This is a genomic window from Candidatus Desulfosporosinus nitrosoreducens (genome assembly GCF_030954495.1).
GTDB classification, from domain to species: Bacteria; Bacillota; Desulfitobacteriia; order Desulfitobacteriales; family Desulfitobacteriaceae; genus Desulfosporosinus; species Desulfosporosinus nitrosoreducens.
This window is the reverse complement of sequence record NZ_JAVHUW010000072.1, coordinates 83,378-96,833: the sequence shown is the minus strand read 5'-3', so window position 1 is coordinate 96,833 and position 13,456 is coordinate 83,378. Positions and strand designations below refer to the sequence as shown.

The window sequence follows — 13,456 nt, the reverse complement described above, 5'->3', positions numbered from 1 at the left end:
GAATTATCATGGCTGACGGAGAGATTTTGCAAAGAATCCTGGAAGGTGTTCGGGAAGGCGACGAGACCCTGGTAACGGAATGGACCGGAAAAGCAATTGCGGCGGGGATCGAACCCCTTGTTGTGATCAATGACGGCCTTACTAAAGGAATACAGGCTGTAGGGACTTTGTTTGGCAACGGAACCTATTTCTTGCCGGATCTGTTGTTAGGGGCTAAAGCCATGGATGCCGGAATCAAAGTCATCGAGCCGCTGATGGCCGGTAAGAAAAGAGAATTTTTAGGCCGGGTGCTGATGGGAACCGTTCAGGGCGATCTGCATGAGATCGGCAAAAACATTGTAATTATGATGCTTAAGACGGCGGGGTTTGAGGTCTTGGATTTAGGGGTCGACGTACCGGCCCAACGATTTATTGAACAAACTCTGGAATTTAAGCCGGATATCATTGGCATTTCCGCGCTTTTGACAACGACTGTCGGACGGCAGAAGGAAATTGTTGAACTGCTGCAAGAAGAAGGGCTCAGAGGAAAGGTCAAGGTGATGATTGGCGGCGCGCCGATCAACCAGAACTGGGCCGATACTATCGGAGCCGACGGCTATGCCGAGGATGCTACGGTAGCTGTCGAGGTTGCGAAACGTCTTTTGGGAATGTCTGTCGGGTAATTGGCGGACAGTCAGAGAAATGGAGGTAGAACGATGAGATTTGATTATTATTCTGAAGAACAACTTTTGCAGGTTCATGAGGCAAGCCTCGATCTCCTGAAAAAAGTGGGGATTAGTACCAGTTCGGAAAGATTTCGGACCCTGCTGTTAGAGCATGGCTGTCTGGAAAAGGGGAAAAGGATTCTTTTCACCCAGGATGTTATTGACAAAGGGATGAAGACTGTACCGGCTGTTTTCAATCTCCATGGCCGGAACGGGCTGCATCAATTGGAAATCGGCGCTAAAAAAGCTTACTGTCAGACCTTGGTCGGTGCTCCCTCCGTGATTGATATAGAGAGCGGGAAGCGCAGGGATGCTCTGCTCAAAGATTTGGAGGATATAACCCGCCTGGCGGATGCTCTGGACCATGTTCATATTATCTCGCCTCTCTTTCCCAGGGATGTGCCCCAGGAAATCATTCTGACCATTGAGACGGCCACCTGTTTGCGCAGTACTTCCAAACCCCTGAGTATCTGTGTGGAGTCCTCCCGGGAATTAAAATTTATTAAAGAATTGTTGGTGGCGGCGGCAGGCAGTGAAAAGGCTCTCCGGGAAAAACCTTTGGCTACCTTGCCTGTTTCGCCGGTCAGTCCTTTGGAGTATGGCTTTGGTCCGGCGGAAGCACTGTTGGATGTGGTGGAGGCCGGTTTGCCATTAGGTGTGGAACCTTGTCCCCAAATGGGCGCTACGGGTCCGATGAGCATGAATGGTCTGGTGGCTATGCACAATGCGGAAATCCTTGCCGGCGTGATCGCGGCCCAGCTTTTCAAACCCGGCTGTCCTTTGACAATGTCCTCCCGGGCGACCTTCATGGATATGAGGACGGGTCTGGGATTATGGGCGATGCCGGAAATGGGTATGATGTCCGCCGGGCTGAATCAATTGGGACGTTACTATCATATCCCCGTTGCTCCCGGCGGATATTGCGGAAGCTCCAAGATTGCGGATATGCAGAGCGGATATGAACACCTTTACAATGCCTTAATGGAGGCGCTGGCCGGCAGTGACATCATTGGTTCGGCCGGTTCGCTGGATAATGCTTTAGTGGAGTGTTTCACCATGCTGGTCATGGATAACGAGATTTCTTCAGTGGTGCAAAGAACCATAAGGGAATTTGAAGTTAACGAAGATAACCTGGCAGTGGAGGTTGTGGCGGAAATAATCGAAAACCACGATAATTTTCTCGGTCATAAACATACCAGAAAGTATCTGCGCTCCGGGGAACTGTGGGTACCGACCATCAGCCAGAGACAGACATTCGAACAATGGGCGGTTAAGAGTCAGAAAATTGAGGATGTAGCCAAAGAAAAAGCCAAGGATCTGGTGGCTAGCCATCAACCGGCGCCCTTGGGCGACCAGGTTGAAAAAGAATTCACCCGGATAATAGCCGCTGCCCAAAAGGCCTTGATGTAAAAATGACTGGGATTTCCGTAAAGACCTAAGCCTTACCCCAGGTAAGGAAGGATAGTTGGCAAAGCAGATTTTAGTATTCTTACGAGGGAGGAATTTTATCATGGCAACCTATGCGCAGCTGGCCCAAAGTGTTATTGCCGGCCAGAGAGATCAGGTCAGAGAGCAGGTTGAGAGCCTTATCGCGGCAGGAAATAATCCTTTGGAGATTGTGAGTGAAGGTTTGATTGCCGGAATGGACGTGGTGGGAGTTCGCTTTAAAGCTGGGGATATGTATGTGCCGGAGGTGCTCATGTCCGCGAAAAGTATGAGCGGCGGGCTGGAGATTGTTAAACCGTTAATTGCTGCGGCCGACCAGAAAAACAATGGGAAGATTCTGATTGGGACGGTAAAAGGCGATCTCCACGATATCGGTAAAAACCTTGTCGGCATGCTGATCGAAAGTGGAGGCTTTGCGGTGATAAATATGGGGGTAGATGTCTCCGCTGAAGATTTCCTTGACGCTATTCTTGAGCATGAACCGGATATTGTGGCCTTGTCGGCGCTGTTAACGACAACGATGCCGGCGATGCGAGAGGTTATTGAGTTGTTACAGGAAGAGGGCCTGAGAGATAAAGTCAAGGTGATTATCGGGGGAGCGCCGGTTTCCCAGGAGTACGCCGATACGATCGGAGCGGACGGGTATGCTCCGGACGCCGGTTCAGCGGTCGAGCTGTGCAAGCGGCTTTTGGCCTCAAGTTCGAGAGCGAATTAGGGATTGAGCCAATACGGGGAGGAAACGAAATGATCATTGTAGGCGAATTGATTAATGCCAGTCGTAAAGCCATGGGAGAGGCCATCAAAGCACAAGATGCCGACTACATCCAAAAAGTGGCGCTGGATGAATTTGCCGCCGGGGCCCAGTACATTGATGTGAACGCAGGTATCTTTGTCGGTAAGGAAGCGGAATATTTAGAATGGCTTGTGAAAAAGGTCCAAGAGGTTGTTGGCGCGCCTTGTTGTATAGACAGCCCCGACCCCAAGGCGATTGAAGCCGCTCTGTCCGTTCATAAAGGCGTCGCGATGATTAATTCCATATCCTTGGAAAAAGATCGTTATAATGCCTTGCTTCCTGTTATTGCCGGCACAGATTTAAAGGTTGTGGCTTTATGCATGAGTGATGAAGGAATGCCTGAGACGATGGATGACCGGCTAAGAATTGCCGACAAGCTCATAAACGGACTCGTCCAAAACAATTTGCCCCTTGATCATATTTATGTAGATCCGCTGGTACAACCGATTTCCGTCAACAGCACTTTCGCTCTAGAATTCATGAATTCCGTAGAAGCCATTATGACGAGCTTTACAGGAGTTCATACGATGTGCGGTTTGTCGAATATATCCTACGGTCTTCCGGGAAGAAAATTCATGAATCACGCCTTTGCGATTATGGCCATTGCCAAAGGCTTGGATGGTCTGATTATTAACCCCTTGGACAAGATGATGATGGCAAGTTTGATCACGGCGGAGACACTGGCCGGACGTGACGATTATTGCAGCAAATATCTCAAGGCTTATCGCAACAAACAATTAGAGCTCTAGAAACAGACCCGGGGGAGTGTGCAGCGGCGGTCAAACCCCACTCACAGCCCCTTTGAGGAATGCTTGAAAATGGTGTACCACTGTGCATGTTGGTCCACCATTTTCAACGTTTACCTGAGGTTGCTTAAGTTTACCTGGATCTGCCTGGATTTACTTTGATTTGCAATGATTTACAGAGCCTTTTTCCACCAACATCAAATTTAGTGTTTAGCCGAACCTTATAAGGGTAGATCGTTATCTAGATTAAGGGAAAGGTGATGGAACTATGGCAAGGACGTTGGAGGATCTGGAATTTAATCCTTTTCTGAAGAAACTGATCATCATGTCGAGCGGCGGTCCTTTTTTGGATGGCTATATCATGGTTATTATCGGACTGGCGCTCACTCAATTGGGGCCCCGGCTTAATTTGGATGTTTTTTGGACGGGTTTAATTGGGGCATCTGCCCTTGCGGGCTTGTTTGTTGGCGGGTTAGTATTTGGATATGTCACTGATTTGGTAGGCCGTCAGCTTATGTTCACGATTGATCTCATCGCTATCATAATCCTTTCAATTCTGCAGATATTTATTACGACTCCCCTGGAGTTGTTCATATTAAGGTTTGCGGTGGGGATTGTTGTCGGGGCCGATTATCCGATCGCAACCGCCTTAATCGTGGAATTTACCCCCCGCAAGTATCGGGCCATGTCTATGGGATTTATCGCGGCGGTCTGGTATGTGGGGGCGACGGTGGCGGATATCGTAGGGTGTTTCTTACTTGATGTGAACGGCGGCTGGCGCTGGATGTTGGGAAGTGCGGCTATTCCCGCTTTAATACTTGTAATCGGCCGTTTAGGCACACCGGAATCCCCCCGTTGGCTAGTGAGCAAAGGCCGTCACGACGAAGCGCGTGTCATTGTGAAAAGGGTATTCGGTCCTGACGCGGAGCCGATCCTGGATGAACAGAGCGCCAGGACACAACTTAGCAAACTATTTGCGGCAGGTTATTTTAAAAAACTACTTTTTATTGTTATTTTGTATACCGCTCAGGTTCTGCCGATGTATGCCATTTATACCTTTGGTCCGCAAATATTGAATGCTTTTGGTTTGGGGACGGGCAAGATGGCCGTTTTAGGCGATGTGGTAATCAGCGCCGTTTTTTTGCTTGGCTGTATTCCGGCCATGTTTTGGCTGGAATCAATCGGCCGACGCTCCTTGTGCATTGCCAGCTTTGTCCTCATGTCCTTAGCAATGCTGGCCCTGGGCTTGTTCCCAGCCGCTCCTCTGGTTATCATTATTGGCTCCTTTGCGCTTTATGCCTTCTGCTCGGGCGGCCCAGGCATTTTGGAATGGCTTTATCCCAATGAGCTTTTCCCGACGGAGGTTCGGGCCACGGCCATAGGCATCGCGGTAGCTTTCAGTAAAATTTGCACCTTTATCGCTATGTTCGTTCTGCCCTATAGTTTAAAGGAGTACGGAATCGGAACGACCATGCTTATTGGCGCCGCAATAACAATTGCCGGTTTGGCTGCCTCGATAGCCTGGGCTCCGGAAACGAAGGGCATGACCTTGAGCCAGTCCTCGAAGCTCATTTCCCAATAGACGGCTTTCCCTCGCCGGCAGAAAGTTACTGCCGATTTGATAAAATGTTTGCAATAAAAAGGATATAGAGACAAATTTGGAGAATTATCTAACAGCACTTTAAAGAGCAGAGAATTTCCACAATAATATTTACCGGAGAGATTTGACTAAACTTGTTGCGGAGGAGTAAAAACTATGAGAATAAGGGTAATGTCAATTGAAGACTATGATGAAGTGTATCAATTATGGACGAGTACGGAAGGTATGGGCATGCGTAGTTTGGATGACTCCCCCGCAGGTATAGAAAAATTTCTCCGAAGAAATCCTACCACAAATTATGTTGCTCAAATTGAAAACCGGATCATAGGTGTCATACTCTGCGGGCACGATGGAAGAAGAGGGTATATTTATCATACGGCGGTTAGGCCTGATTTTCGTGGCAAGGGTATAGGAAAGGCTCTGGTTAAAGCCGCAGCAAGCGCCTTGAGGCTGGAAGGAATAAATAAGGTTGCTTTGGTTGTCTTTGCTGCTAATGATTTAGGAAATAAATTTTGGGAATCGATTGGTTTTATTAAACGCAGCGATTTGATGTATAGGAATCTCAGTATTAATGATATGAATGTCTAGCTAATTCCCGCCTTAGGTTGACCAGGCTTCGAGAAGACACGGGGCGGTCTGCAGCATATTGTGTAAAGGTAAGGCCTTCCATGGATGCTGAGGAGAAAGGAAAATATAGTTTGAAAAGATTATTAACATTCATAATCCTGTTTCTAATTGTCTTAAGCTCAATCTCTTGTACGGCACAAAAAGTAAATTTGAGCAAGACTGCGTCAAAAACGTTGCCCTCTCAACCTGATGGGCCTTTAAAACTGAATGAGGCGGAAGGTACAACCGGAAATATTTTAACAGCACCAGATAACCCTACAGAAGAGCCTAGTATGCTAACGATGATAAAAGATGCCGAAAATTATCCTGCAACATATCCTAAATTTTCGGTAACAAGTAATAATATTAATATTCCCTGGATACGAAGTGATGCTAATTATACTGGAAAACCGGGGGGAAGAGTTGGAAATACAGCATTCGGAGCAGATGAGTATATTGCTGACCAGGCTCTGAAAGCCACTGATCTCAAGCCAGGTTCTATTGTACGCTTAGACGCAGAGGAAGTATCAGGTTTGGATAAGCCTGAATACAAAGTCTCTATATTTGATAAGACAAAGAAAAGTGATCAGTTAGTTTTATACCCGTCAACTCAAAGTCAGCTTATGGCACCAAAGGAAGCAGGAAAATATTTGTTTTTATGCGATGTTAACTGGGGTAAAGGTGATAATGAAATAACTTATTGGTTCAAAATAAACATAATCGCAAACTGAAGCGGAAGGCAATAATCAGGTTTCGAGAAATTTACGGGAGTTAGGCAAAGTCCATTTGAATGTGCTTGGGCCGCCAGGCATAGATTTCTTGGTGGGACCTTATTCGTATATTGCGGGAAATGTCTGAAGGTATCATTATAATGATAAGTTTTTGGCTTTCTTGGAATATAGTGTCTAGCGGCAGTTCTAAAATGTTGCTTGTTAAGATACTTTACTGGACGGGTTTGCATTCATCGTTTATAGTAGAGTAAGGAAGTATTATTTACGATTGAATCCTCCATACTAAACGAGAAATCTTTTAAATCGCTGATAATTCGAATGGAATATCAGCGAGTGATGTTCTCAAATGTGAAGGGGGTAAAACAATCCGTGTTTTCAAATAAAACTTGCTTAGCAGAGGAAGAGACGAATGAATCAACAGAGGCAATTAAAGAATTAGGGCAAATTCAAGTTCCTGAAGTTACCGAAAGAATTTTTTGCTTGCCGATTATCGGACAAATTGAAGGGCATCAAATGTTGCCTGCTCAAACTAAGACAACAAAATATGAGCATCTTATTCCCCAATTGCTGGCGGTTGAACAGAACCCTAAAGTCGAAGGAGTATTGGTCATTTTAAATACTGCCGGTGGTGATGTAGAGGCTGGATTGGCAATTGCCGAGATGTTGAGTAGTTTGAGCAAACCCTCGGTCTCTCTGGTTCTTGGCGGCGGACATAGTATTGGGATTCCTATTGCCGTTAGCTGTTCGAAAAGCCTGATTGCTCCGACGGGTACCATGACGGTTCATCCGATCCGCTACACGGGGTTAGTGATTAACGGCCACCAGCAATTTGATTATTTGCGGAAAATGCAGGAGCGAATCGATCAATTTATCTATTCCCATTCGCAAATTAGCAAAGAGAGATTAGAAAAACTTATGTTCCAGACCGGAGAATTGGCGCAGGATATCGGAACCATCCTTATTGGGCAGGAAGCTGTCGACGCAGGGTTGATTCAAGTGGTGGGAGGAGTTCGGGAAGCCTTTAAAGAGCTGAATAGTTTAATTACTCCTACATAAGGGCGAGTTCTTAAAATTATAAGCGGCGAAAGTCGCTTTTTTATATCAGGCCAGGTGTCTTTTGCAATTTATGACAAAGGAAAACGCCGGCCAATGTGGAATTTAATGGGATAAGATTAAAATACAAAAGACTATAAACGTTTGGGGGATTAGAGTGTGGCGAAAAAAGCCAAACGCCGCAAGTTAAATAAAAAGGTTGATATGAGAGCGAATACCCTGGGAGAGACAATACGCAACGAGGTCATCGGGGTCTTCGTGGTTGGTATGGCCTGTTTGGGGCTTGTCGCTTTGTACTCAGAGAGGAGCGGTGTCGTCGGACAAGAGATTAACCGCTTTTTAACCATGTTAGCCGGCGGGGGTAGAATTGGGATACCTATTATGTTGGGTATTTGGGGTATTGCTTTCATGAATAAGCAAACTTCCCGCGTTGGCTCCAAAGCCATAGGGATCGTTCTTCTTTGGCTCGTTTTCGTCGGCATGCTTCACCTTCAGTTACCGGGTATTGAGGCTTATTCGCAAGCGGATATGTTCCATGAGGGGCAACTTGGTCACGGAGGCGGCCTTATTGGTGCGGCCATTGTTTTCTTATTAAAGTCAATGCTCGGTATTCCAGGCAGTTACGTTATTTTGATAATGTGTGCGCTTATTGGCGCTTTGCTAATCACAAACCGCTCCCTGGTGGCAGGATTCCAAGAGGCAAGACAAATGGGAAAAGAGTCGGGGATCTGGATGAAACACCACCTGGAAGATTTTAAGGAAGCGCTGAAAAGTTCTGAGGATGAGAAAACAAATGGGAACGAGGAAAACGTTAAGGCAGCCAAGGACGTTAAAATTTCTAAGAAATCTTCTCTAAGACCTGTCCTTGATCCGGATATCGTGGAACGTCCTTTAGTCATTAAAACTCTTGAAGATCAAAATGAAAGCCCAAATGAAATAATTATTGAAATAAATCCCCCCGAACCCCTGCCAAAGGGACAATTAGACTTTGCGAAAACCGCAAACGTACCTTCTCCTAATCCGGTGATACCGGGAAAAGTGACGAGTACTCCAATTTCCCGTCAAACCCGCGAGGACGGAAATTATCAGCTTCCTCAAGTTTCCCTGCTTCATAAATCCCTAAAAGTCAAAAACCCCCGGCTCAATAAAGATTTAGCCGATAACGTGCGCATCCTGGAGGAAACTCTGGCTAGTTTCGGCGTAAAAGTTAAAGTGACCCAAGTGACTCAAGGGCCGGCAATTACACGCTATGAAGCCCAACCGGCTCCAGGCGTCAAAGTAAGTAAGATAACGAACTTAGCGGATGATATTGCTTTGAGTTTAGCCTCCGCCGATGTGCGTATCGAGGCCCCTATTCCCGGAAAATCTGTGGTAGGGATTGAGGTGCCCAATAAAGAGATTGCCATGGTCCATTTTCGAGAGGTCTTAGAAACCCCTGAATTTCAGGGGCTGGCAAATAAGTTGATTTTATGTTTGGGTAAGGACATAACAGGAGCACCGGTGATAGCAGATTTGACAAGAATGCCCCACCTGTTGATTGCGGGAGCTACCGGTTCCGGTAAATCCGTGTGTATTAATACGCTGATTCACAGTATTCTTTTCAAGGCGCGGCCGGACGAAGTTAAATTTCTCTTGGTCGACCCTAAGATGGTGGAATTGGCCAACTACAATGGCATCCCTCATCTGATCGCGCCCGTTGTTACGGACCCCCGTAAAGCGGCGGGAGCTTTAAAATGGATTGTGACGGAAATGGAGACCCGTTATGAACTTTTTGCAAGCTCAGGGGTGAGAGATATTGTGCGGTACAATTTTTTGCGTCTGCAAGAAAAGAAAGAGGAGCATCCTCCCCTGCCCTATGTTGTAGTCATTATCGACGAACTGGCAGATTTGATGATGGTCGCGCCGGGTGATGTGGAAGATGCCATTTGCCGCCTGGCCCAAATGGCGCGCGCGGCCGGGATTCATTTAATTGTAGCGACTCAAAGACCTTCTGTGGATGTTATCACCGGACTTATTAAAGCAAATATTCCTTCGCGTATTGCTTTTTCTGTTTCTTCACAAACGGATTCAAGAACAATATTGGACATGAATGGCGCAGAGAAACTGATGGGGCGCGGAGACATGCTGTACTATCCAATGGGTGCCAGTAAACCCATGCGTGTACAAGGATGTTATCTGGGGGATAAAGAAGTGGAAAATGTCGTGGAATTTCTCCAAAATCAGGCCAAGCCGGAATATCAGGACATTCCCAATGTTGACCTTGGCAATGCGCCTAAGGATGAATTGGAAGACGAATTATTTTATCAGGCTGCTCAACTTTTTATTGAAAGCGGAACCGCTTCAGTATCCTTGCTGCAGCGTCGTCTCAGGATCGGTTATACCCGTGCGGCACGTTTAATGGATTTTTTGGAGGGAAAAGGGGTTGTCGGCGGGTATGAGGGTTCTAAACCGCGTGAGGTTTTGATGACAAGAGGACAATTTGAATTAAAATATGGACCTTGGACAGATGAAATAGTATATTAGTTGCATAAAATTTTGTTAGGATTTATGATAAGATATAGAGAATATCCGAACTGAGGGAATTATTAATGATTAAGGAAATTCAGGTTAGTGACCTTAAAGCTCTAGATAATCCAGTATTAGTTGATGTGCGCTCTGAGGGAGAATTTGCGGAAGCGACAATCCCAGGTTCTGTTAATCTTCCTCTTTTTAATAACCAGGAACGTGCTGAAGTTGGGACGATGTATACGCAAGCATCGCCGAGCCTGGCCCGCGAACTTGGTTTAAGTATTGTTAGTCCCAAACTTCCCGAGCTTCTTAAAAAGGTTGGAGAACTTTCTCGCAAAGGCCCCTTGGTATTATTTTGCTGGCGCGGGGGTATGCGCAGCAAGGCCCTCGCTACGGTGGCGGAATTAATGGGTATTCCCATTTATCGGCTGCAGGGAGGATATAAGGCTTACCGCAGCCAAGTTATTGAATACTTTCAACAAGAGTTGCCGTTTCGGTTTGTTGTCCTCCGCGGCAATACCGGGGTGGGAAAAACTGAGCTGCTCGGAAAACTGCGTGAAGAGGGATATCCGGCAATAGATCTTGAAAAACTGGCCAATAATCGGGGGTCTGTTTTTGGTGCCATGGGTTTGGGGGACCCGCCTTCCCAAAAAAAGTTTGAGGGCTTGTTATATGAAGAATTGGATCTTTTAAAAGAATTCCCCTATGTCATTGTGGAGTGTGAAAGCAGACGTATTGGCAGAGTGACCTTACCGGCCACATTTTATACCGCCATGCAGCATGGAGTTCAAATACTGCATTGTGATTCCTTGCCCAATCGGGTACAACGTTTAATACGAGAGTATACGGCAGTATCTAATGCTCATGAAGAAATCAGGCTTGCTCTGGAAAAATTAATAAAGACTTTAGGCCGGGTTAAAGTTCAAGAGCTGCACAACCTTTTAGGGGCTAATCGCTTAGAAGATTTCACGGAACAACTTCTGGTGGAATATTACGATAAGCTTTATGCTTACCCCAATGTACCGAGTGCGGATTATGATTATTTCTTAGATTATCAGGAGCCTACTAAAGCCTTGAGGGAGTTGGAACGCTATCTTGATGAGAAGATGGCCTGCACAGGTAGAGAGTCTGTTGTATTTGGAATACGATATTCAGCAAAATAAGCCGGGACTGTTCGGGGCCGTGACGACCTTGATTGGCATGCTGGATCTAAATATTTTAACCGTTGCCGGTATTGGGCCGACGCGGCGGGGGCTTCTTTTGGAAGTTCATGCGGATGCTAAAGTAAGAGCGCTGCATGAAGCTTTGCTTGAAGTTGAAGCTATAAAAGTAACGGCTTTCCGTATGCCCACGCTGTTGGACCGGATAGCTCTGCGTCATGGGAAGCGGTTGGACATGGCCGAAATTAATCCGCCGACTTATCGCTTTGTTCGTGAAGAATTAGGAGTGCTGGTTGACTTTTTAGGAGATACTTTACTTGAGGGTGGAAATCGAATCATTGGAATTCGGGGAATGCCCCGGGTGGGAAAAACGGAAGCGGCCATTGCCGCCTGTGTTTATGCCAATAAGCGTTGGATATTATTATCCTCAACGATTATTCGGCAAACCATACGCACTGAGTTATTGCGCGACGAGTCCAAGGACAGTATCTTTCTCATTGACGGAATAACCAGTACTACACGGGGAAACGATGCCCATTGGTCGTTGCTCAAACAAGTTATTGAAATGCCCGTTTTGAAGATCGTCGAACATCCGGACGTTCTTCTGCGAGATGGGCGTTTGCATATTGACTTTGACTTTATCATCGAAATTCGGCATCATGAGGATGACGAAATTCGATGCGAGGATATTGCAATGAGTTTTTCTGCCTTCGACTTAAGCTAAGATGATAGGGGGGGTATCAATGGCAGGAGAAGGACAAATGCTCCGGGCCGCACGTGAGGAGAAACAATGGAGCCTAGCATTTACCGAAGACACGACTAAGATTCGCATTCGTTATATCCAGGCACTTGAAGATGAGGAATATGGGATACTTCCAGGGGCGACTTATGTCAAAGGATATTTGCGTACTTATGCCAAACACTTAGGGTTAAACCCGGACGAGATCATTCAACGCTATAATGACTCTGAAGTACCGGAAACCATAAAAGTTCTGGAAACTCCTGACCCTATTCCCTTAAAAAAGCGTCCTTTTTGGGTTAGACCCTTGGTAGTGGGAATTACGGCTGTTGTGGCCATTGGTTTGATCGTTGGAATTGCTGAATGGAGCCATCGCACCCCTGAAAAGCTTGCCAATTCGGCTTATTCGCCTACGGTACTGCCGAGCGCGCCATCCCAGGCAGAAACGGTTACACCCAAGACGAATACTAGTACTCCAGAAACGACTCCCAGCACTCCCCCCCCGGTTGCGGCGGCAACACAGGATGGCTTGACCGCTCAATTAGTGTTCACCCAGCCGTGCTGGATTGTTGTAAAAGCTGATGGACAGCCGTTGTTTCAAGGAACCTTTGACGCAGGTACGAGCAGGGAAGTTAAGGGAACAAGCAAAATCGAGCTCGTCACCGTCGGCAACGCGGGTGGAGTTTCAGTCACCTTAAATGGCAAAGCGTTGCCGAGTTTAGGGAATTCCGGGCAAGTTCTTCGTAATGTCATCTTTACGCCGGATACTTTAAAAACACTTTAAATTTTGAGAGGAGACGTTAGGTTGGCTAAAGATTCTTCATTTGATATTGTTTCCAAAATCAATTTGCCTGAAGTATCCAATGCGGTTCAGCAGGCCCAGAAAGAGCTTACTCAGAGGTTTGATTTCAAGAACAGCAAGTCCTCGATCACTTTGGAAGAGGAAAAGATCGTCTTAATTTCGGATGATGATTTTAAATTGCGCAATGTGGTCGATATTCTGGAAAGTAAGCTTGTCAAGCGGGGGATTTCTCTGCGGGCCTTGGAATACGGCAAGCCGCAAGCGGCCGCCGGCGACACCCTTCGGCAAGAAGTGAAAATGGTTCAGGGGATTGCGCAGGATAAGGCCAAGCAGATCAACAAAGTGCTTAAAGACAGTAAAATAAAAGTGGTTAGCTCTATCCAAGGGGATGAGTTGAGGGTATCCGGCAAAAATAAAGATGATTTACAAGCGGCGATTACTCTTTTGAAAAAAGAGGACTTCGGTATCGACTTACAATTTATCAATTATAGATAGAGGGGTTGGCCCCTCTTTTCTTTTCTTGCCATCCTTGGCTTCAGAGATATTTGGCCATCCGTAGAGAAAGGTG

13 protein-coding genes are annotated in these 13,456 nt (G+C 46.4%); all 13 read left to right on the top strand.

Going from position 1 to position 13,456, the window contains the following annotated elements:
- The first annotated feature begins 8 nt into the window (after positions 1 to 8).
- The 13 genes from REC12_RS20870 (at position 9) to REC12_RS20810 (ending at position 13,383) form a co-directional block, all read left to right on the top strand.
- Entirely contained in the window at positions 9 to 662 is a 654-nt protein-coding gene (locus REC12_RS20870) for a cobalamin B12-binding domain-containing protein (RefSeq protein ID WP_308897721.1), read from the top strand.
- 33 nt (positions 663 to 695) lie between these two features.
- Positions 696 to 2,114, top strand: a complete 1,419-nt coding sequence (locus tag REC12_RS20865; RefSeq protein ID WP_308897720.1) for a trimethylamine methyltransferase family protein — start codon at positions 696 to 698, stop codon at positions 2,112 to 2,114.
- A gap of 100 nt (positions 2,115 to 2,214) precedes the next feature.
- Positions 2,215 to 2,865, top strand: coding sequence for a cobalamin B12-binding domain-containing protein (locus tag REC12_RS20860; RefSeq protein ID WP_308897719.1), 651 nt, complete (start codon positions 2,215 to 2,217; stop codon positions 2,863 to 2,865).
- A gap of 29 nt (positions 2,866 to 2,894) precedes the next feature.
- The gene (locus REC12_RS20855) at positions 2,895 to 3,692 is read left to right on the top strand and encodes a methyltetrahydrofolate cobalamin methyltransferase (protein ID WP_308897718.1); all 798 of its coding nucleotides are present in this window, start codon (positions 2,895 to 2,897) and stop codon (positions 3,690 to 3,692) included.
- A 265-nt stretch (positions 3,693 to 3,957) separates the two neighbouring features.
- The gene (locus REC12_RS20850) at positions 3,958 to 5,271 is read left to right on the top strand and encodes an MFS transporter (RefSeq protein WP_308897717.1); all 1,314 of its coding nucleotides are present in this window, start codon (positions 3,958 to 3,960) and stop codon (positions 5,269 to 5,271) included.
- Between the two features lie 174 nt (positions 5,272 to 5,445).
- Positions 5,446 to 5,877: a GNAT family N-acetyltransferase gene (locus REC12_RS20845; protein ID WP_308897716.1), complete on the top strand. Its 432-nt coding sequence runs from the start codon at positions 5,446 to 5,448 to the stop codon at positions 5,875 to 5,877.
- Between the two features lie 80 nt (positions 5,878 to 5,957).
- The gene (locus REC12_RS20840) at positions 5,958 to 6,626 is read left to right on the top strand and encodes a hypothetical protein (protein ID WP_308897715.1); all 669 of its coding nucleotides are present in this window, start codon (positions 5,958 to 5,960) and stop codon (positions 6,624 to 6,626) included.
- Between the two features lie 369 nt (positions 6,627 to 6,995).
- Positions 6,996 to 7,682: a ClpP family protease gene (locus REC12_RS20835; RefSeq protein ID WP_308897714.1), complete on the top strand. Its 687-nt coding sequence runs from the start codon at positions 6,996 to 6,998 to the stop codon at positions 7,680 to 7,682.
- Positions 7,683 to 7,838: 156 nt separating this feature from the next.
- Positions 7,839 to 10,202 (top strand): FtsK/SpoIIIE family DNA translocase, encoded by a 2,364-nt coding sequence (locus REC12_RS20830; protein WP_374214235.1) that lies wholly within the window; start codon positions 7,839 to 7,841, stop codon positions 10,200 to 10,202.
- A 65-nt stretch (positions 10,203 to 10,267) separates the two neighbouring features.
- Positions 10,268 to 11,350, top strand: a complete 1,083-nt coding sequence (gene mnmH / locus REC12_RS20825) for a tRNA 2-selenouridine(34) synthase MnmH (RefSeq protein WP_308897713.1) — start codon at positions 10,268 to 10,270, stop codon at positions 11,348 to 11,350.
- Positions 11,286 to 12,071, top strand: coding sequence for a DUF3388 domain-containing protein (locus tag REC12_RS20820; RefSeq protein WP_308897737.1), 786 nt, complete (start codon positions 11,286 to 11,288; stop codon positions 12,069 to 12,071). The genes mnmH and REC12_RS20820 overlap by 65 nt, the downstream gene beginning before the upstream one ends.
- Before the next feature lie 19 nt (positions 12,072 to 12,090).
- Positions 12,091 to 12,870, top strand: a complete 780-nt coding sequence (locus REC12_RS20815) for a helix-turn-helix domain-containing protein (protein ID WP_308897712.1) — start codon at positions 12,091 to 12,093, stop codon at positions 12,868 to 12,870.
- Positions 12,871 to 12,891: 21 nt separating this feature from the next.
- Positions 12,892 to 13,383: a YajQ family cyclic di-GMP-binding protein gene (locus REC12_RS20810; protein WP_308897711.1), complete on the top strand. Its 492-nt coding sequence runs from the start codon at positions 12,892 to 12,894 to the stop codon at positions 13,381 to 13,383.
- Positions 13,384 to 13,456 lie beyond the last annotated feature (73 nt).